Genomic DNA, 19,964 nt, shown 5'->3' with positions numbered 1-19,964 from the left:
GTCTGGTCAGACGCCTACTTCACGAGCGGGAACAGCACCGTCTCGCGAATGCCGAGGCCGGTGAGCGCCATGAGCAGGCGGTCGATGCCCATGCCCATGCCACCTGCCGGCGGCATCGCGTACTCGAGCGCGGCGAGGAAGTCCTCGTCGAGGCGCATCGCCTCGTCGTCGCCGCGGGCGGCCTCGCGGGCCTGCTCGACGAAGCGGTTGCGCTGGTCGACGGGGTCGATGAGCTCCGAGTAGCCGGTGGCCAGCTCGAAGCCGCGCACGTAGAGGTCCCACTTCTCGACCACGCCGGGCTTCGAGCGGTGCGCGGCGGTGAGCGGCGAGGTTTCGACGGGGAAGTCCATGACGAACGTCGGGCGCTCGAGCTCACCCTTCACGAAGTGCTCCCAGAGCTCTTCGACGAGCTTGCCGTGGTTCGGCAGCTTCACCTCGACGCCCTCGCGCTCGGCGAGCGCAACGAGCTCATCGACCGTGGTGTCGGGGGTGACAGTGACGCCCGACTTCTCGCTGAGCGACTCGTACATCGACACGCGCGGCCACTCGCCGCCGAGGTCGAACTTCGTGCCGTCGGCCCAGGTGACGACGGCCGAGCCGTCCTCCGACACGGCCTTCGCCGCGTTCTGAATGAGCTCCTGCGTCACGTCGGCGATCGAGTTGTAGTCGCCGAACGACATGTACGCCTCGAGCATCGCGAACTCGGGCGAGTGCGTCGAGTCGGCGCCCTCGTTGCGGAAGTTGCGGTTGATCTCGAACACTCGCTCGAGCCCACCGACGAGCGCGCGCTTGAGGTAGAGCTCGGGCGCGATGCGCAGGAACAGCTCGGTGTCGAAAGCGTTCGAGTGCGTCACGAACGGGCGGGCCGCGGCGCCGCCGTGCATGACCTGCAGCATCGGCGTCTCGACCTCGAGGAACTTGTGGTGCGCGAACGTCGAGCGCAGCGACGCGTTCACCGCGGCACGCGTCTCGACCATCTGGCGCGCGGCGGGGCGCGTGATGAGGTCGAGGTAGCGCTGGCGCACGCGGGTTTCCTCGTTGAGCTCGCGGTGCAGCGTCGGCAGCGGGCGCAGCGACTTCGACGCCATCTGCCACTCGGTCGCCATGATCGACAGCTCGCCGCGGCGCGACGTGATGACCTCGCCCTTCACGAACACGAGGTCGCCGAGGTCGACGAATTCCTTCCAGCGCGCGAGCGCCTCCTCGCCCACCTCGGCGAGCGACAGCATCGCCTGAATCTTCGCGCCGGCGCCCGACTGCACCGCCGCGAACGCGAGCTTGCCCGTGTTGCGAATGTGCATGACGCGGCCAACGACGCCGGCGATCACGCCGGTGCGCACGTCGGCCTCGAGGCCCTGGTTGTTCGCGACGATGTTGTCGATCGTGTCTGAGATCGGCAGCTCGAGCGGGTAGGGCGTGAGCCCCTCCTCGATCATGCGGGCGCGCTTGTCGAGGCGAACCTGCGTCTGCTCCGAGAATTCCTCGGCGGTGAGTTCGTGCTCCTGGCTGTCGGCCATGCGTGCTCCTTGCTGATCGGGCGGGGCGGATGCGGTGGATGCGTCGGGCGGTCAGCCGACGCGGAAAGAACGGTTGTCGATGAGTCGGGTTGGTCCGACTCGCGCGGCGGTGAGTGCGAGCACCTCGCCGCGGTAGTCGTCGGCCACCGGCGCGAAGGTGTCGGGGTCAACGAGCTCTAGGTAGTCCATGCTAGCCAGCGGTTCGTCGGCGTACACGGCGAGGCCGGCCTGCTTCGCGGCGGCGGGCCCGGCGGATGCGCTGGCTTCGGCCGCCTGCAGCGCCCGCGAGAGCGTGAGGGCGCGGGTGCGGTCGTCGCCTTCGAGGAACGCGTTGCGGCTCGAGAGGGCGAGGCCGTCGGCTTCGCGCACGATCGGCTGGGCGACGATCTCGAGTGGGAGATGGAGTTCGCGCACCATGCGGCGCACGAGGGCGAGCTGCTGCGCATCCTTCTCGCCGAAGACCGCGAGGTCGGGATGGGCGAGGATGAACAATTTCGCGACGACGGTGAGCACCCCGTCGAAGTGGCCGGGCCGGGTGACGCCCTCGAGAATGCGCCCGGCCTCCCCCGCCGACACGGTCGTCGTCGCGGGCCAGTTCGGGTACATCTCTTCTGTCGTCGGGTGGAAGACGTACTGCACGCCGGCGGCCTCGAGCTTCGCGAGGTCGTGGTTGAAGGGGCGCGGGTAGCGGTCGAGGTCTTCGTTGGGGCCGAACTGCAGCGGGTTGACGAAGATCGAGACGATCACGGTGTCGGCATGCTGCTGCGCGAGGTTGATGAGCGCGAGGTGCCCGTCGTGGAGGGCGCCCATAGTCGGCACGAGGGCGACGCGGCCGAGATCGGGGCTGCCGACGCCGTGGCGCAGCGCGCGAAGCCCTGCGAGGTCGAGGATTTCTGTCACCAGACGAGTCTAGAGCGGTCGGCGGCGCCGCATCGCGCTGCGCGGGCCGCCCGTGGGCGCCTGCAACGGCCCCGAACCATGCGTGAGGTGGCGGTCTCGCTCCAGATCTCGGACGAACTCCGAGATTCTGCTGGTTTGAACGGGCTGAGCCCGTTCAAACCGGCGTTTCCTCGGAGTTCGTCCAAGTTCTCGGCTGAAAGAGGTGGAAGCTAGGCGCTTTGCGCTTGTTCGCGCAGGAAGTAGCGCCGATGGGTACGACGGATGGAGGCCTCGGAGTCACTGTTCAGTACGACGATCTCAGTGTCGCGACTCTGCCGCTCAGCCTCGAGACGGAACCGCTCCTCGAGCGCCTCGCGGGAAGCATTCGGGCCATCGAACTGACGCAGGTGGACCTCGCCGCTTGAGCGGCTATAGACAATGAGGAAGCTCGACATCTATCCACCCCCGTTTTCCTGGCTGTTGCGCTGTTCGGCCTGTTGCAGGCTCTCCAAGAGGTCACTCTCGACCTTCGCCCAGTCTTCCAAAATCGACTGTCTAGCGTCGTTCATATGCGCTAGTTGACTCTTGATCGTAGCCTCTAGTTCCGGAGATTTCCGCTTGATCTCGGTGAATGCGGGATCTGTTCGCAGCCGCACATCCCACTCGTCAGCACCCGTCCAGTCAGATTCAATCCTCGCGATGGCTTCGGTCGAGTACTTACGGATCTTCCTGATGATGGACCATTTTTCGACGATCTCGCCCGCCTCGTTGTACCGGATCTCGCGCCCGAAAATCTCCGCCATACGCTCATAGATGTTCGCCCACACACCCTGAAGTGCCGTCCGGATTTGCACTTCCGCACGCGCATGGACCGGTTCGCCAAAGATCAACTCAAGATGAACTGCCCGGTAGCCAAATTGATCGACCTGTCGGTAATCGATGGTCCTAATCTCTTCAGCTTTCCCCTCGAAGCATGCCTTGACGAGCTCCACGAGTGCGTCTTGATGTCTGAGATGAACGTCCGCTTCGACTCTGAGGCCAATGATGTCGCGCACTGTGTTGAGTCGCTGATTGGGGTAACGCCTTAGTTTGTCGCGCAAGGTGTCGATCGTCTTCACCCGAGCGGAGAACAAGATCTCCGGCCCAATCCAATGACCCTCCAGGTACGCCAACAAGTCGCTCTGCAACTCACTCAAGAGTGAGTCGTACCAGGCCGCGATCTCGCTAAACGAGGGTTCAACGTCACCTTCGCGGCCCTCTCGAATAGCCGCAGTGACGCGCTTCAGCTGGTTGTTTGACCAGGGTCGCTTCAACACTGAATCAGCCTATCCACGCGCCGCAGCGACTTGCGGCGTTATCCACAGCAGACCGCGGCCGAGAACGGCCCTCGGACGGCAGGGAACACTCCGAGTGGAATCTCGCCACACTGCGGACGTCACGGCCCTCGACTCCGAGACTTAGGCCTCCCCCGTTTCGTGATTGGCTAGGTTCAATTCCCCCAGGCAAGGGAGACCTGGTGACCGCCGCGCTTGGCGCTGCAACGCAGGTGCAGGGATGCGCCGACCCCCTTGACGATGAGACCACCGCGCACGAGTGGATGCTCGAGGTATCCCCCGACGCGCAGGCCCCGGTCGTCGCGGCGCTGCGCGAAGACCCTTCCGTTCTAGAGATCCGAACCGACGACGCCTTCGGGTTCAGCTTGTCGGTCTCCCGCGCGGGTTCGGCCGATCCGCTCGAGGTCGTCTATGTGTTCTCCGGCGAGACTTGGATCATCACCCTCGACGGCATTCAAGGCGGTGATTTCACCGAAGGCACCGTCGAAGACTTGCTGCAGCCGCTGAAGAACCTCAACGCGAACGCGATCTTCCAAATCAATTCGTCTAACAACGACTGGGCCACTCCAGACGCGTCCACCGGCGCTTGCGGCTTGAGTGCGGTCGAGGTGCTCGGTCAGTACGGCAGCGAGCTGGAACCGTATGTCGACGGGGATGACGAGTCGGCTTGGTCGCTCAAGGACGAGTTCACGTTGTCCGAGGCTGCGAAGACCTACGACCCGTGCGCGGAGCTATCGTCGATGACGGTCACCATCGAGCACGGAACGATCTCGACGCCCGCGCACGTCATTCTCTTCCACCACGATGAGTACCTCGGCACCGCGACCGAGAACCCCGTGATCTACTCGCCGACGGCCGAGCGACTTGCTGACGACTCGATCGAAGTCACGTTCATGTGGCCACTCGAAGGCGAAGGCGAAGGCTACGCCGACGCCAGCGGCAAAGGGGTCGCGGTCTTCACCTGGGACGAAGCAAGCCAGAGCATCGTCCACACCGGCGACCTCCCGCCCGAATGACAAGCGCTGAACGGTAATCGACTGCCGTTGGCCCGATTGTAGGGATGGCCCGTACTCCTGTGCCCGATATTGTGAGCCGAAGCCAGCCACAGGCCCGACCTTATTCGTTTTCGACCGGGGGAAACCGATGATTCAGCCCGCAACTGTCGTCATCACGGGCGCGCTTGGCCACTCGCCTCGCGTCACCGATGCGGAAGTGTTGTCGCCTGCGATTCATGTTCGGTGGAACAAGAATCCAAACAAGCACGCAATCGGACGACGAGGCACCGTCGATCTCGACGGAGTAATTCTGCTCGACGGCAAACTGCACACTCGAGCAGATTCTCTTCTGGAGGCGTGGCGCGGCGCAGAGTTAAACGACTTCGCTGTCCACCATTGGGGGAATCGAGCAAAACAAGCAGGCTGCGCCTGTATCTGGGATGCCCAACGTGAGCAATTTGCGATGCTGCCGGATCCACTCGGCGGCGCCTCACTATTTCGCCACGAGTATGACGGTCTCACCGTATGGTCAACCGACTACCGGGAGCTTGTGCGCACGTTGATCGAGCTCGGCGCCCGGCCAGAACCCAGTGGCGACTACCAGATCGAACGGCTCGTCCTGGGCAACGGCGGATTGACCGAAGCCAGCTTCGAAGGTGGCCGCCGCCTGCCCATCTTCCACGGCGTCATCGTCGACAGCGACGGTGTCCACATCGTCGAATACCAGTCGGCAGCGGTGCTCAGAGAAGACCGACCGTACATTGAGTCCGTCACTGCCCTGCGCAATGACATTCTCGAGTCGGTGAGCGCACTCGCCTCGGCGGATGTCCCAGTCAAGATCAGCCACATGACCGGTGGCAAAGACTCGCGGTTGGTCCTCGGCGCGCTCCTCGAAACCGGGCATGCCAATGAATTCTTGTTCTTCTGCAGCGGCCCCACGGGTTCTCCGGACCGGGACATTGCCGACGCACTGTCCCGACAATTCGGTCTGCGACGCGCAAGCTCTGGCGGCCTCACTCCTAAGACGATCGGCGACACGTTTACCCAGCGCGCTGCGCTGCTGAAGTACTCAGCCGGCCTAATGACTGCAGGACCGACCGGACACGAAGACGAGCTTCCCGTCATGATTGCTGCAGGTGGCTATGGCGAGCTCATGCGCAGCTTCTACCGAAAGCTCCCCACCCGCGACAAGGCCGAGTGGCGGGACGAGGCGAAGGTCTTGTCAAACGTCGCGGGCAAGGGCCTGGAGGACCTGCTTGCGAACGAAGCCATTGACACGCTCGCTCATAACCTCGTCACCAAGTTGCGCGATCTCACCGATCAGCGGGTTCCTCTCGATTTCGTCGGCAACGCGCTTTATCTCAGCGTCAGAAACCGCTATCTCGTGGGCGCGAAAGCCGTCATGTGGAACCGCGTGGGAGTGGAAACTAACCCGCTCTACTCAGTTCATGCCGTGGCAGCAGCACGACAGCTGGGCCCCGAAGCTCGCGACGCAAACGTCCTGATATTCGACGTGCTCCAGACTTTCGGTCACCATCTGGCGGAGCTCCCATTCGACAAGAATCCCCGCGGCGCGAAGTACGCCGAACAACGTCGGGTGCCAGAAGACCTCACGTTCACCGTCCACCACCCGAACATCGAATGGGTCGATGTCCCACGACAAGTTTCGGAATCAACGACGTCAACTGCCTCTAGCCAGCTCTCTCGCGACGAGATCCTGGCACGTGCAAACGCGATGGGCGTTCCGTACTGGCAGTCCCAGTTCTTGGAGAGCGCGCAGCAAGACCTTCGTGAGCTTTTGGCGTCCGAATCCGGGGACGCGCTCGACGGAATGTTCCGACGCGAGTACCTCCGTGAGATTTCACGAACGACTACCTGGAATCGTCGGCGTATTCGCCACGTATTCGCCGCCGGTTCCATCGCGCGTTGGTGGTCCGACCCCGTCTAGATCAGCAGGGGTCGACGACGGCCGCCTTCATCCAGGCGCCGGTCTCGTAGGCGAAGCGCTCGAGCACGCGGCCCGGCTGCCACGGCCGCGTGACGCCGATGAACGACGCCTCGACGTTCGGCGCGCACCGCTCGAAGTACCAGCGCGCCCGGCTCACGTGGGTGCGATACGTCACGACCATGACCTCATCCCACCCGTGCTCCGCCGCGAGCGCCGACACGTACTGCGCCTCACCGCGCGTATCGAACGGCTCGGGCGTGAAGCAGTACTGCGTCACCTCGACGCCATCGCTGAGGTCGAGCGTGTCGCCGAAGTCGTGCTCGCGGCACGTCCACGGCACCCGCGACGGCGCCACCAATGGATCCGGCGACGACACCACGAGCACGTCGGCATAGCCCCGATCGACCAGCTCGAGCGCATGCCCGAGTCGTTCATTCGGCACGCCGAGCACGACGATCGCGTCGACCTCATGCGCCTCGGTGCGCACCGGCAAAAAGTAGACGGCGCCGAAGCCGATCACCATCGCGGCGAGCGTCGCCCCGGCCTGCCACCACAGCCGCCGCAGCCACGCATCCGCGGCCACGCTACTGCCCCGCGGCGTCGTCGAGGTCGTCGGGAATGATGAGATCTTGCGCCTGCGCGAGCGCGTTGTCGGCGGCCGAGCGCACGAGACTCGACAGCACGAAGCCGGGCTGCTCGACGCCGATCTCGCTGAGGATGCTCGTCGACTGCTGCACGATCGACCGCGTGAACGACGTCGCGGTCTCGATCGCCTCGGCGTAACGACCGCGATGCTCCTCGGCGATTACGACCGGCTCGGCGCCAAGCTCGACGACGAGTGCCTGCGCGATCGGCAGCACGGGCCGCGGCGCGGTCACCGCGCACCAGCCCTCCTTCAACCGAGCAAGGTCGAGCGAGGTGCCGGTCACGTCGATCGCCGGGTGAATCGCGAGCGGAATCACGCCCCGATCCAACGCCTTCCCAAGCGGTGCGGTGCCGAATTCGGCGCACGTGTGCACGACAAGCTGCCCGGGCACCCACGCGCCAAGCTCGGTGAGCTCGCGGATGCGCGCCTCGAGTCGGTCGGCAGGTTCGGCCAGAATCACGAGCTCGGAGCGCTCAATTACCCGGGCCTCAGTGAGTCGACCGGCGCCGGGCAGCATCGCGGCGACCCGCTCGGCCGGCGACCCGTCGCTGACGGCAACGCCGATCAGTGCGTGCCCGGCACCGGCGAGCCCGGCCGCAAACACCGGGCCGAACGGCGCATCACCAACAAGGCCGACGCCGAGCCGGCCATCGCGCTGCTGCGCGGAATCGAAAGAGGTCATGCGTGCTTTCCCGAGGCGTCACGAACGCCGCCAATCCTACCGAGCGTCAGCGACGAGCGCCGTCGCCGAGTAATCGGTGGACGGCGCTCGTCGTTCGTGCGAGCTGCGGCCCCTACGACCGCCCGTAGTGCTCGAGCACGTCGCGCATCGCGAGTTCGAGGGCGTCGTGCGCGTCGATGTCGAGCTCGGCGCCGAGGTAGTTCACCGAGAGCGTGACGTCGTCGAAATAGGCGACGTAGCGCCCCGAGTTGCCGGCGATCGACCACACGTTGACGTCGACGCCGTCGATCGTCACGATCTCGTCGTCCTCTGACGGCGTCTCGGGTTCGGTCACCCAGAGAACGAGCGACGGCGTCGTGTAGTCGTTGATGCCGCTCCAGTCGCAGCCCGGTGCGTCGGCCGCCGTCAGCTCGACTGGCTCGAGTTCGGCGAGCCCGAGCGCTTCGAGCGTCTCGTCGCTTAAGGCCGTACAGGCGTCGATCTCGTCGGCCGCGAGCGGACGCTCGGCGTCGCTGACGTCTTCACCGTTGACCGTGTGCGTCACCTCCTGCACCGAGCAGCCGCTGAGCGATAACGCGGCGCCGGCGAACGCGGCTATCCCCGCGAGGCGAGAGCGGCGGGGAGAGAGGAACGAGAACGGCCGAGGCTCCATGCCCTCATCCTCGCCCGACCAGCAGGCGGTCGCATCACTCTCGGGAACGAGCTTGCCGCGCATCCGCGCGCAGGGGCGATGTGCGCACGCGGCTCCTCCCACCCGCCCTCGATACACTCCCCAGCATGCCGAAGTCCAAGTCGCTGCTCGCCCTCGCCACCACCCTCACCATCGCCGCCCTCGCGGTAACCGGATGCGCGCAGGCGAGCGACCCCGACTCCACCGACGCGAACGGCGACGCCCAGAACAACGGCGACTTCACGGTCGATGTCACGGCCGACTACACCGACGACGAGGTCACGTTGGCAGAGGGCGACGTGCTCGAGGTCAACTTCGGCACCATCAACACGAGCATCGGCGACGAATGGGGCATCACGGCCCAGCCCGACTCCGACATCGTCGTAAGCACGGTGCGCCCCGGCGACCCGAACGCCACCGCCGTCGCGCCCGGCAGCGACACCGAGTTCTCCCTCTACTTCGAGGCGGTCGGCACTGGCGAGACGTCAGTCACCTTCCAGTACAGCTACCGTGGCACCGCGACCACTCCGGCAGAGGGCCCGGGCTCCACGACGCTCACTATCAAGGTCGAGTAAGCCCCGCCGCGAGCTACCGCACAATCACGGTCGGCAGCGTCACATCCTGCAGCAACTCGTGACTCACCGAGCCGAGCAGCAGGCGACGGAACGCGCCGCGGCCGTGCGTGCCGACCACGAGCAGTCGCGCCTTCTCGGCCGCCTTCGTCAGCACATCCACCGGGTGCCCCTCCATCACCACGCGCTGAATCTCGAGGTTCGGGTATTTCGCCTCGATCGGCTCGAGTGCGCGGTCAAGCTCCTCCGCGCTTGACCGCTCGGTCGCCTTCGCGAAGTCCTCGCCGTACGCGTACTCGTAGCCGAGCCCGGCCGAGAGCTGCCAGCTGATCACCGCAATGAGCGGCACCTCGCGCGAGTTCGCCACCGAGGCCGCAAACTCGAGTGCGAGCCGCGACGGCTCCGAGCCATCGGTGCCGACGACAACACCACGACGGTTGCCGAGGTCGATCTCGGGCACCGCGACCACGGGTGCCTTGCTCGCGGCGGCGATGCGCACAGCCCCGGGGCTGCGCGAGCGCCTGCCGTGCGAGTCGCGTCCGATCACGAGCAGGTCGGCGTCTGCCGAGACCTCTTCGAACCCCTCGGGCAGACTCTTCGCGTGGTGCACTTCGGTGCGCAGCTCGGCGTTGGGGGCGATCGCCCGCGCCGCCGCGGCGTGCTCGGCGAGCAGCTCCTTCGCCCGGGGCTCGAGCTCGCCACCGGCACCACCCGCCGCGATCACGCTGAAGATCAGCAGCGTGCCACCCTCGCGCGCCACCTCGGTGGCGGCCCAAGCAACGGCGCTCGTATCAGCGCTCGAGCCATTGATTCCTACGACGATTCGACTTGCCATGATTTCCTCCTCGATGAGGCGTGATGGGTCTGTACATCTCGCGGGGTGCCCCTGGATTCGGGGTACTTCAACGCTATGCCCGCTCGGGTGAAAATTCACGCCACGCCACCGCACGCGGACCACCCACAGCACGTCGACACTTGTTGCATCGTTTCACATTGACTATCGTCGAAAGGGCCGGTCGCAACGTTGCGGCCGGCTTCCAATCATCGATCCCCCAATTCCTGCCCGAGTGCCGCGCCCGCGGGTCGCTTCGCGCAGATTTTGAATCGATTTACGAGCAGGAGGCGCCGATGCCTTTGTCCGCCCGTCGAGTTCCGAGGTCCATCTATTTATTGATCGTGAGCGTGTTCGCGCTGGCGCTCACGCTGCCGATGTGGCTCGCCAACATTCCACCGGCCGGCGCCGACGAGGGCAGCACCGCGCCAGCCGGCCTGCGCGTGAACGGCCTCGCCGAGCCCGCCGACCTCGACGACCTGAGCAGCCCATCCTTCTCGTGGCAGGTGCTCAGTCCCACGCAGAGCGCCTACCGCATCGTCGTGAGCGCGGATGCGGTGGCGGCGGCCCAGGGCACGGGCGACACCTGGGACTCGGGCAAGGTCGCCTCGGCCGAGCAGACGAACGTGCCGTACACCGGCCCCGAGCTCAACCCGAACCAGCGCTACTACTGGTCGGTCGAGACGTGGGATGCGGATGACGCGTCGAGCGGCCGCAGCGAGACCGCGTGGTTCGGCACCGCGCCGGGCTCGACCTGGGGCGACGCCGAGGCGATCTGGGCGTCCCTCCCCGACTCCGAGCAGGTGGTCTGGGGTGACTACACGGCGACGATGAACGTGACGATCACGCAGACCGCGCTCGGCGTGCTCTTCCGCTCGCCCGACAGCGGCAACGGCCTCATGTGGCAGTTCCGCGCCGACAACAACACGATCGTGCCGCACACCCTGAAGAGCGGCGCCTACGCCGCCCTCCCCGCGGTGCAACTGCCGGCCGGCACCATCGCGCTGAACACGCCGCTCGAAATCGCGATCACCGTCGAGGGCGCGACCGTCACCACCTCGATTGACGGCGTCGAGGTCGACTCGACCGAAAGCACGGATGCGCCTGCCGACGGCACGATCGGCTTCCGCACTGGCCGCTCGGAGGCGGGCCAGGTGCACGACGTCGCCGTCACGGCGGCCGACGGCACCGAGCTGCTCACGAACGACTTCGCCTCGAGCAACCCGTTCACCTGCGGCTCGATCGAGGGCGGCAACTACCTCGTGAAGAACAGCCAGGCCTGCACCGTCGCGAGCGCCGAGCAAAGCGACGACTGGGCGCTGCTGCGCACCGACTTCGCGCCGAAGCAGGACGACCTCGTCGCGGCGACGCTCTACGCGACCGCCGGCGACTTCCGCGACCACAAGCAGTACGCCTACAAGGCGTACGTCAACGGCGAGTTCGTGGGCCTCGGCCCGACGAACCACATCGATGCCGAGAACCGCTACGACGGCTTCGACGTGACCGACCTCGTCACGAGCGGCGACAATGCCATCGGCGTCATCGCCTACACACAGGCCGAGAAGAACCAGCGCTTCATCGCGATGCTGCGCCTCGACTTCGCCGACGGTTCGACGCAGACCATCACGAGTGGCGACGACTGGCAGACCCTCACCGGCGGCGAGATCTGGCCCGACGCCGGGTCGATCGGCACCGGCTACTTCTCGGCGCCGAAGGAGAACCTCGACCTGCAGCACTTCCCGTCGGGCTTCGACGAGGCGGGCTTTGACGACAGCGCGTGGCAACCGGCGACGGTGAAGACGCAGTTCGAGCAGCTCGAGGCGACCCCGACGGCGAAGGTCGAGGAGCAACTCCATGCCCCCGCATCCATCACCGAGGTCGGCGACGGCCACTACTTCGTCGACTTCGGCGAAACGTGGATCGGCGGCGTGAACCTGTCGTTCGCGAACGGCACTGCCGGCCAGCAGGTCGACCTGCGCTTCGCCGAGGTGCCCACCACGGCCGGCGGCACGACGGCGAAGTACCAGCTCAACACGGGCAACACGTACCAAGACGTCGTCACGCTGCGCGACGGCGAGCAGACGATTGAGACGTGGGGCCTGCGCGTGTTCCGCTACGTCGAGATCATCGGGGCGCCCGAGGCGATCACGGCCGAGAACCTCAGCGCGCTCGCGCTCGTGTATCCGTTCAACGAGGAGGCCTCGTCGTTCACGTCGTCGAACGACAACCTCAACCAGGTGTACGAGCTGTCGAAGCACTCGATTGAGGCGCTCAACGTGAACTTCTACACCGACTCGTGGACTCGTGAGCGCACGAACTACGAGGCCGACGCGTACCTGCAGCAGATGTCGACGCTGTACCTCATGGAGGACCTCTCGCTCGGGCAGTACTCGATGAATTACTTCGAGAGCAACCGCACGTGGCCGACCGAGTGGCCGATCTACGTGGTGCTCGCGGTGCACGACGCGTGGGCGCAGACCGGCAACATCGGCCAGGTCGCGAGCTACTACGACAACCTCGCCGAGAAGCTGCCCACCGAGTGGCTCAACGACGACACCGGCCTCATCGGCAAGTCGAACCGCTCGAACGGCTGCAACAGCCAGACCGATTGCGACATCGTCGACTGGCCGACGAGCCAGCGCGACGGCTACGAGTTCCGCTACTACAACACCGTGCTCAACGCCCTGTCGTACCGCGCGTACACCGACATGGCGAACATGGCGACGGCGCTCGACAAGCCCGAAGACGCGACGACCTACCAGGGCATCGCCGACGGCATTCGCGACGGCATGAACGAGTACCTGTTCGACGCCGACAACAACCGCTACGACGATGGCATGGCGGCCGACGGCACGCTCACCGGCCACTACGCCCTGCACGCGAGCGCGTTCTCGCTCGCGTTCGGCGTGGTTGACGACGAGCACGCCGCCGCGGTGGCCGAGTACGTCGCCTCGCGCGACATGGCCTGCAGCGTCTACTGCGCCGGCTTCTCGATCACCGGGTTGTTCAACGGTGGCCAGGCCGACGCGGCGATCGATCAGCTCTCGGCCGACGGCACGTCGAGCTGGATGAACATGATCAACCGCGGTGCCGGCGCCACGGCCGAGGCGTGGGATGAGTCGCAGAAGAGCAACCTCACCTACTCTCACCCCTGGGCCGCAAGCCCCGCGTTCCACGTGCCGAGTGGCCTGTTCGGCATCAAGCCGGTCGAGGCGGGCTACAGCAGCTTCGAGATCGCGCCGCAACCGGGTTCGCTCGACTACGGCACCGTGACCGTACCGACGGTCAAGGGCGAGGTCGGGGCGGGCTTCGCGCACGACAGCGCGGGCGACCTCGCGGTGATCGCGCAGGTGCCGGGCAACACGAGTGCGTCGGTGACGGTGCCCGTGCCCGACGGCACGACGCAGGTGTTCGTCGACGGCGACGCGGTCGACGTCACTCCGAGCGGCGGCAACGTCGTGCTCGACGACGTCACGGCAGGCTGCCACCTCGTCACGCTGAGCAACAGCTCCGATGCGGCGAGCGACGCGAACCTCACCTCGGTCTGCGACCCGACGACGGATGAGCCGGGCCCCGAGCCCGCGCCGGCGTGGGATGCGACGGCCACGTACAACGACGGTGACACCGTGACCTACAACGGCTCGACTTGGGAGGCGTCGTGGTGGACCCGCAACCAGGCCCCGGGCGACGCCTACGGCCCGTGGCAGGAGATCAAGGTCGACGACGCCGGCAACGTGGTGTGGACGCCGACGCGCATCTACGACACGGGCGACACCGTGGTGCACGACGGTAAGACCTACGTCGCGAAGTGGTGGACCCGCAACCAGGCCCCGGGCGACCAGTGGGGCCCCTGGGAGCTGCAGGAGGGCTAACGGATGCGCGTGGGCGGCAGCGCTGTAGCCGTCGCCCGCGCGCGCCTCCCGTACTCCTTCTTTGACGCGGTTCGCTCGCACGAGCGGACCGCGTCGCTCCCTTTCCGCTACCGTGAAGGCGCACGCCCGCGCCCGCGGAGCTGCGTGACCATCGCGAAGACCACCTGGCGCACATGACTCTGAATCTCCCTCGCAACCTGCGCATCGCCGCAACGGCCGTTGCCGGCCACCTGCTCGACGACCCCGCACGGTTTGCGCTGCTCGCCTCGCAGCGATTCCCGTCGGGGTTCGCCAAGCCGGTCGCGGCGCTGCTCGATCGCTTCGGCCCGCTCGGCGAGGCCTACGCCGAATGGATGCGCGGGCACCGCGACGACGCCGTCGCCAAGCTCGAGAACCTCCCACCGCAGCGCGGGCGCAAGCAGGGCTTGTTCGCCAACCTCGCGATCGCTGCCGACCGGCCCGACCTCCTCGAGGGCAACGCCTCGGCCACGGCCCCGGTACTCGAGGCTCGCGCGAAATGGCAGCTCGGCGAGCTGTCGCAGGCGTTGGCCGCGCTCGAGCACTCCTACGCGCCGAGCGCGCGGAAGTATCGCCGCGTGCTCGAGGGCGAGCAGACGCTCCTCACTCCTATCTATCGGCTGCCCAGCTCCGCGATGCGGATTCCCCAGGCGCCCCGGTCGAGCGCGCCGCGCGTGCTGCACCTGCTCACGAACTCGCTCCCCCACACGCAGTCGGGCTACACGCTGCGCTCACACGAGATCCTCAAGGCGCAGCGCGACGCCGGCATGGCCGTGTTGGCGGTCACCCGCATCGGGTATCCGGTGACGGTCGGCAAGCTCGGCGCGCACGACGTCGATATCGTCGACGGCATCGAGTACCACCGCGTCTTACCAGGGCGACTCGGATCGACAATGCCCGATCGCCTCGACAAGCAGGTGCGCGAACTCGACTCGATCGTGGCGCGATTCCAGCCGACCGTGATTCACACGACGACGAACTACACGAACGCACTCGTCGCCCAGTCGCTCGCCGCCCGCCACAGCTTGCCGTGGACCTACGAGGTGCGCGGCATGCTCGAGAAGACGTGGGCGACATCGCGCGCGACCGAGGCGGCCCGCGAGGCGGCTGCCTCGAGCGAGCGGTTCCAGCTCATGCACGCGCGCGAGGCCGAACTCGCCAAGGCCGCGAGCCACGTCTTCACGATCTCGTCGACGATGCGCGACGAACTTGTCGAGCGGGGTGTGCCGGCCGACAAGATCAGCCTCATCCCGAACTCAATCGATGGGCAACTCCTCGAGCGCAGCTCGGTTCCGGCCGAGGTCCGCGCCGAACTCGGGCTCCCCAGCGAGGGATTCTGGGCTGGCGCGGTGTCGTCCCTCGTCGACTACGAAGGGCACGATCTTCTGATCGACGCGGTCGGTCAGATGCGCACCCATGGCATTGACGCTCGTGTGTTGATCGCGGGCGACGGCGCCTCTCGCCCAGAGCTCCTGCAGCTTGCCAACGCGCTTGGCGACGCAGCACACTTGCCGGGCCGCGTGTCTCCAGAGCTGGCAAAGCGGTATGTCGAGGCGCTCGATGCGGTTGTCGTTGCCCGTCGCGACCTCGAAGTCACTCGGTCGGTCACTCCGCTGAAGCCGATTGAAGCGATGGCGCTGGGACGGCCCGTGGTCGTGAGCGATCTTCCCCCGCTACGCGAACTGGTCGGTGAGAACAAGCGTGGCGTCGTAGTTGAGGCAGATTCGGCAACGGCCGTGTCTGAGGCCCTGACTATGCTTGCAACAGACGCGTCCCGCAACGTTGAGCTGGCAGCAGCAGGAAAACAGTTCGCTTCCTCGATGACTTGGGACTCGGCCGCCACCGAGTACCGACGGGTTTTCACCGACCTTGAGCCCGGAAGTTAACTCCGGATTCGCTAGATGGTGAGACAATCCCCCGTTGAATTGCCCCTAGGCCCGAACCCTGTCCCCGACCGAAGTGAGTGTGAGTGAGTAGAGGACGCCGCGCCGCGAAGCGGAATGAAGGAACGATTCCGCTCGATGGTCCTCCCGCGCACGTTTCGCGTCGCCTGACTCGCCCCGAGCGCAAGGTTCGCGACCGTTTGAACCGGTCTGCGTTCGCGTTCGACGTTGAAGCAGCCTATGGCGATCTCACACACCTCACCCGTGTTAGCGTTCGGCCACCGCTCGGCGAGTACATTCGAGGAATCTGGGAGCGCCGACACTTCGTGTGGCGCGAGGCTCGCAGCCGAGTTGCTACGAGCAACACCCACGAACGCCTGGGCAACGCTTGGCTCATCATTCGCCCGATTCTCGACGCAGCCTTCTACTGGCTGATCTTTGGCGTCCTGCTGAATATGAGCCGTGGCATGTCGAACTATGTCGCCTTCGTCATCATCGGTATCTTCATGTTCCAATACACCGGAACGGCTCTCACTACTGGTGCCTCGGCGATCAGACAGTCACGAGCGCTGATTCGCGCGTTCAATTTCCCTCGTGCCTCGATTCTGGTCTCGATGCTGCTCCGGGACATGCTTCAAAGGTTTCCCGCGATGTTGGTCATGTTCATCATGATCATGGCAGTGCCCCCGCACGCACTGCCAAAGCTGACTTGGCTGCTCTTTCCTGTCATTTTTGTGCTGCACTCGCTCTTCAACTTCGGCATCTACCTGATCATGGCGCGCTTTGGTTCTGCCCTGCCTGACCTGTCGCAGGCAATGCAGTTTCTATCCCGAATACTGATCTATGGGTCGGCTGTGATCTTTCCGATCGATCGCTTCATCAATCACCCATCGATCTTGGCAGTGGTCGAAGCCAACCCGATCTACCAGTTTCTAATGGCCTATAGAACGACCATCATCGATGGTGCCGTGCCACCACTTGAGATCTGGCTCGCACTCGTCATCTGGGCAATTGCCACTCCCATGGTGGGCTTCGTCCTGTTCTGGTTTGCAGAGGAGTCGTATGCCAGAGAACGCTGAACTTCGACACAATCTCGTACTCGACGGCCCTCACCGCAAAGACTCACCGAGTATCACGGTACTCGCCGACGACATTCACATGAGTTATGACGTCATGGCAGACAAGCGCGCGAGAAAAGGCAGGCGAGCTATCGGTGGCCGTCAGAAGATGCGGTTCCGCGCCCTTCGCGGCGTCTCACTCGCGGCTCGCGAGGGCGAGTTCATCGGTCTTGTCGGACGCAATGGATCAGGTAAGAGCACCCTCCTCCGCGTACTCGCGGGCCTTGAACCTCCAACCAAGGGCACCGTGGTCACCTCGGCAAAACCTCAGTTACTCGGAGTCAGCGCCGCGATGATGCCGGATCTTTCCGGCGAAGAGAATATCCGCCTCGGGCTCCTAGCCATGGGCCTTTCCCCCAGTGACGTGCTGGATCGACGCAATCGCATCGCCGATCTTTCCGGACTCGGCGATGCACTTCGCATGCCAATGCGAACATACTCCTCCGGCATGGGTGCACGACTCCGCTTTGCCATCTCGGTTGCGGCCGACCCGGACATCCTCATGATCGACGAAGCCCTGTCGACCGGCGACGCATCGTTCATGGAACGTTCACGCCGCGCAATGGAGCGCATGATCGACACTGCTGGAACGGTCTTTCTGGTGAGCCACGCAGCGCAGACTATCGAGGAACTCTGCACCCGCGCGATTTGGATCGACCAGGGCGAGATCATTGCCGACGGCCCCGCTGTCGACATCGCCCGCGCGTATCGCTGGTATGCCCACAATTTGGCCCAAGACAAAGTTGATAAAGCCGCCGAGTTGTTGAATGACGCGCGTCAGTCGCTCGCATACCGCCAAAAAGCGATTCGTGCCGACGCCCGAATTTTGCGTCGAAAGAGCTTCGCCGAAGCAACCGGCCAGATTCAAATCGTCAAAGACTAGTTCGCCCTGAATCCTGAGAGGAACCTGCCTTGCCGTTGCCCAAGATCATGACCGTGTACGGTACTCGCCCAGAAGCCATCAAAGTGGCGCCGTTGATCAAGGCGCTCGAAGCGGACGAACGGCTGCAGTCAATTGCGGTATCTACAGGGCAGCACCGCGAAATGCTTGACCAGGTGAACGCGATGTTCGGCATCACTCCGAAGATCGACCTAAGCATCATGCGTCCCGGTCAGACACTCAACGGTATTGTTTCACGCGTGATCGGCGAGCTCGACTCTGTCCTCGATTCCGTTGCCCCAGATGCAGTGGTCGTCCACGGAGATACTTCAACCGCGATGGCCGCGGCTATTGCAGCATTCAACCGAGAGATTCCCGTAGTCCACCTTGAGGCCGGCCTTCGCACTGAAACGCTCATGTCGCCCTTCCCCGAGGAAGCCAACCGTAGGCTCATCAGCCGTGTTTCTTCTCTCAACCTCGCCCCGACTTCGGCGGCCCGGACAAACCTCCTTCGAGAGTCGGTTGCCGAAGACAGCATCGTCGTCACCGGCAACACTGTGATCGACGCGCTTTTCGAAGCATCGACCTGGGACACGCAATTCAGTGATTCACGCCTTCAAGAAATCGCAGAGTCCGGACAGCCCATGGTGTTGGTAACTACACATCGCAGGGAGAACATCTCAACGATGGCAGCGATCGGTAGCGCAATGCGAAGACTGGCTTTGAGCTATCCCGGTATCGCGTTCGTGCTACCGGCGCACCTGAACCCAAAGGTACGTGCCGCAGTCTTCCCGCACATCGAAGGACTCTCGAACGTCATCGTCAGCGAGCCCCTCCCCTACAACGAGTTCACCAAGCTGATGTCGATCGCCAGGATCGTGCTCACAGATTCGGGCGGTGTGCAAGAGGAAGCCCCCGGCCTCGGGAAGCCGGTACTCGTGATGAGGAAGAACACTGAACGACCGGAAGCTCTCGAAGCTGGTACCGTGCGCCTCGTTGGTACCGACGAGGACAGAATCGTAATCGAAACCTCACAGTTGCTCGATGACGAGATCGCGTACGCCACCATGGCCAATGCAGTCAATCCCTACGGAGACGGGGTGGCGGCCAATCGTGCGGTTGCCGCCATCGCTGAACTCGTTGGAGTCGGGCAGCGGGTCGCTGACTACGCCTAGCCAAGTTCCATTCCGTCGAAGCGTGACCCCGCCCCAACGTGATAGGAAGAAATGAGATGACTCGCAACCGACGACCTCACAACGTCGTTCGTTCCAATGCCAAACTACTTGTGCCCGCCGGGCTAATTTTGGTACTCCTTAGCGTTGTCTTTTTCCTGCTCGATATGCCAATGCTGGGAGGCATATTCGCGGCAACCGGCCTGACAGCGTTGATTGCAGTATCAATCGCACAGCAAAAAAACGTCGAATCATTGACTGCAGATCTATGGAGACAAAGGCACCTTCTAGCTCGCCTATATGACCGCACTTCGGAGATCACGTCAAAGCTAGACGAAATCAGCGACACCGCGACTACTGCCGCGAAGACGAGTGCGCAAATCTCCAAAAGTCAACACGAGCTGTCTAGCCTGAGCAATAGAACATACTCAGACGAGAACATCCTTCACAGCACTAAGTTTCAGGAAGACGTAACCGCGAGGCTCGCTGCGCTCGAACAGAACGTTTCTTCAAGCTGGGTACGTCAAGCAACGTCACTTCTCCGGCAATCCAACGGTGCACCTATCACCTTCCTCGGGCAAAAATCAACTTTTATTCGAGTTCACGACGCGGTACCTATGCAGTTGAGACACAATCTTCGGCTCGTGGACCTGGAATCCGCGAACCTCTTCCGTGAAACAATGAGTTCAGCGAGCTGGGACAACCTGATCATCGAGACATCTGAGCCCCTTCTCGCCGCGATTGACTCGAGTCGCATCTCCAAACGAATGCTCCGTTGGCTGCCACGATTCTCGACCGTTATTCAGTTGACCACAGGGACTAAACTTATCGATGAAGCCGTCCGGGAGAAACTGGCAGCACTCAACGAGTGCGACATATTCAATGACGTGATCGACGACCTCGCGAATCGGTGGGTCGTGGCGCTTGATCTAACTAGGGACTAAGC

17 protein-coding genes are annotated in these 19,964 nt (G+C 64.3%); 9 read left to right on the top strand and 8 right to left on the bottom strand.

The window, feature by feature from the left end; all coding sequences use genetic code 11:
• Positions 1-14 precede the first annotated feature (14 nt).
• From lysS to M3M28_RS01165, 4 genes are all read right to left on the bottom strand, one after another.
• A complete protein-coding gene (lysS, locus tag M3M28_RS01180) occupies positions 15-1,517 on the bottom strand; it encodes a lysine--tRNA ligase (protein ID WP_249387037.1) in 1,503 nt (500 codons plus the stop codon).
• 51 nt (positions 1,518-1,568) lie between these two features.
• A complete protein-coding gene (gene panC, locus M3M28_RS01175; protein WP_249387036.1) occupies positions 1,569-2,417 on the bottom strand; it encodes a pantoate--beta-alanine ligase in 849 nt (282 codons plus the stop codon).
• Positions 2,418-2,626: 209 nt separating this feature from the next.
• The gene (locus M3M28_RS01170) at positions 2,627-2,851 is read right to left on the bottom strand and encodes a hypothetical protein (RefSeq protein WP_249387035.1); all 225 of its coding nucleotides are present in this window, start codon (positions 2,849-2,851) and stop codon (positions 2,627-2,629) included.
• Positions 2,852-3,712, bottom strand: a complete 861-nt coding sequence (locus tag M3M28_RS01165) for a hypothetical protein (protein ID WP_249387034.1) — start codon at positions 3,710-3,712, stop codon at positions 2,852-2,854. It abuts the gene before it with no gap.
• Between the two features lie 200 nt (positions 3,713-3,912).
• On the opposite strand from M3M28_RS01165, the gene M3M28_RS01160 reads away from it, so the two are divergent.
• Together M3M28_RS01160 and M3M28_RS01155 are read left to right on the top strand one after the other, a co-directional pair.
• Entirely contained in the window at positions 3,913-4,746 is an 834-nt protein-coding gene (locus M3M28_RS01160) for an LppP/LprE family lipoprotein (RefSeq protein WP_249387033.1), read from the top strand.
• Positions 4,747-4,873: 127 nt separating this feature from the next.
• Positions 4,874-6,673 carry a hypothetical protein gene (locus M3M28_RS01155; RefSeq protein ID WP_249387032.1) on the top strand — a complete coding sequence of 600 codons (1,800 nt, stop codon included), beginning with the start codon at positions 4,874-4,876 and terminating at the stop codon, positions 6,671-6,673.
• A gap of 1 nt (position 6,674) precedes the next feature.
• On the opposite strand, the gene M3M28_RS01150 is transcribed toward M3M28_RS01155, so the two are convergent.
• From M3M28_RS01150 to M3M28_RS01140, 3 genes are all read right to left on the bottom strand, one after another.
• Positions 6,675-7,256: a YdcF family protein gene (locus M3M28_RS01150; RefSeq protein ID WP_249387031.1), complete on the bottom strand. Its 582-nt coding sequence runs from the start codon at positions 7,254-7,256 to the stop codon at positions 6,675-6,677.
• Between the two features lies 1 nt (position 7,257).
• Positions 7,258-8,001, bottom strand: coding sequence for a DUF2520 domain-containing protein (locus M3M28_RS01145; RefSeq protein WP_249387030.1), 744 nt, complete (start codon positions 7,999-8,001; stop codon positions 7,258-7,260).
• 112 nt (positions 8,002-8,113) lie between these two features.
• Positions 8,114-8,716 carry a DUF3558 domain-containing protein gene (locus M3M28_RS01140; RefSeq protein ID WP_249387029.1) on the bottom strand — a complete coding sequence of 201 codons (603 nt, stop codon included), beginning with the start codon at positions 8,714-8,716 and terminating at the stop codon, positions 8,114-8,116.
• 62 nt (positions 8,717-8,778) lie between these two features.
• On the opposite strand from M3M28_RS01140, the gene M3M28_RS01135 reads away from it, so the two are divergent.
• A complete protein-coding gene (locus M3M28_RS01135; protein WP_249387028.1) occupies positions 8,779-9,246 on the top strand; it encodes a protease inhibitor I42 family protein in 468 nt (155 codons plus the stop codon).
• Positions 9,247-9,259: 13 nt separating this feature from the next.
• On the opposite strand, the gene M3M28_RS01130 is transcribed toward M3M28_RS01135, so the two are convergent.
• On the bottom strand, positions 9,260-10,078 hold the full coding sequence (locus tag M3M28_RS01130) for a universal stress protein (RefSeq protein WP_249387027.1): 819 nt from the start codon (positions 10,076-10,078) through the stop codon (positions 9,260-9,262).
• A 341-nt stretch (positions 10,079-10,419) separates the two neighbouring features.
• Between M3M28_RS01130 and M3M28_RS01125 the strand changes: the two genes are divergently transcribed.
• The 6 genes from M3M28_RS01125 to M3M28_RS01100 all read left to right on the top strand — a co-directional run bounded on the left by M3M28_RS01125 (position 10,420) and on the right by M3M28_RS01100 (position 19,962).
• Entirely contained in the window at positions 10,420-13,947 is a 3,528-nt protein-coding gene (locus tag M3M28_RS01125) for a family 78 glycoside hydrolase catalytic domain (protein WP_249387026.1), read from the top strand.
• 173 nt (positions 13,948-14,120) lie between these two features.
• Positions 14,121-15,851, top strand: a complete 1,731-nt coding sequence (locus M3M28_RS01120) for a glycosyltransferase family 4 protein (RefSeq protein ID WP_249387025.1) — start codon at positions 14,121-14,123, stop codon at positions 15,849-15,851.
• A gap of 83 nt (positions 15,852-15,934) precedes the next feature.
• Complete coding sequence (locus M3M28_RS01115) at positions 15,935-16,927, top strand: ABC transporter permease (protein ID WP_249387024.1); 993 nt, start codon at positions 15,935-15,937, stop codon at positions 16,925-16,927.
• Positions 16,911-17,849 (top strand): ABC transporter ATP-binding protein, encoded by a 939-nt coding sequence (locus M3M28_RS01110; RefSeq protein WP_249387023.1) that lies wholly within the window; start codon positions 16,911-16,913, stop codon positions 17,847-17,849. Before M3M28_RS01115 ends, M3M28_RS01110 begins: the two co-directional genes overlap by 17 nt.
• Positions 17,850-17,884: 35 nt before the next feature.
• Positions 17,885-19,021, top strand: coding sequence for a non-hydrolyzing UDP-N-acetylglucosamine 2-epimerase (gene wecB, locus M3M28_RS01105; protein WP_249387961.1), 1,137 nt, complete (start codon positions 17,885-17,887; stop codon positions 19,019-19,021).
• A 56-nt stretch (positions 19,022-19,077) separates the two neighbouring features.
• A complete protein-coding gene (locus tag M3M28_RS01100; protein ID WP_249387022.1) occupies positions 19,078-19,962 on the top strand; it encodes a hypothetical protein in 885 nt (294 codons plus the stop codon).
• Positions 19,963-19,964 lie beyond the last annotated feature (2 nt).

Origin of the sequence: Gulosibacter sediminis (assembly GCF_023370115.1) — a bacterium.
GTDB lineage: Bacteria > Actinomycetota > Actinomycetes > Actinomycetales > Microbacteriaceae > Gulosibacter > Gulosibacter sediminis_A.
Note: the sequence above shows the minus strand (reverse complement) of the source record. Positions and strands in the feature narration are given on the sequence as shown.

What these genes read in the sequence shown, in the direction of transcription:
- lysS (WP_249387037.1), bottom strand. Translation starts at nt 1,517, where the DNA reads ATGGCCGACAGCCAGGAGCACGAACTCACCGCCGAGGAATTCTCGGAG.
- M3M28_RS01170 (WP_249387035.1), bottom strand. Translation starts at nt 2,851, where the DNA reads ATGTCGAGCTTCCTCATTGTCTATAGCCGCTCAAGCGGCGAGGTCCAC.
- M3M28_RS01155 (WP_249387032.1), top strand. Translation starts at nt 4,874, where the DNA reads ATGATTCAGCCCGCAACTGTCGTCATCACGGGCGCGCTTGGCCACTCG.
- M3M28_RS01145 (WP_249387030.1), bottom strand. Translation starts at nt 8,001, where the DNA reads ATGACCTCTTTCGATTCCGCGCAGCAGCGCGATGGCCGGCTCGGCGTC.
- M3M28_RS01140 (WP_249387029.1), bottom strand. Translation starts at nt 8,716, where the DNA reads ATGCGCGGCAAGCTCGTTCCCGAGAGTGATGCGACCGCCTGCTGGTCG.
- M3M28_RS01135 (WP_249387028.1), top strand. Translation starts at nt 8,779, where the DNA reads ATGCCGAAGTCCAAGTCGCTGCTCGCCCTCGCCACCACCCTCACCATC.
- M3M28_RS01130 (WP_249387027.1), bottom strand. Translation starts at nt 10,078, where the DNA reads ATGGCAAGTCGAATCGTCGTAGGAATCAATGGCTCGAGCGCTGATACG.
- M3M28_RS01120 (WP_249387025.1), top strand. Translation starts at nt 14,121, where the DNA reads ATGACTCTGAATCTCCCTCGCAACCTGCGCATCGCCGCAACGGCCGTT.
- M3M28_RS01110 (WP_249387023.1), top strand. Translation starts at nt 16,911, where the DNA reads ATGCCAGAGAACGCTGAACTTCGACACAATCTCGTACTCGACGGCCCT.
- M3M28_RS01100 (WP_249387022.1), top strand. Translation starts at nt 19,078, where the DNA reads ATGACTCGCAACCGACGACCTCACAACGTCGTTCGTTCCAATGCCAAA.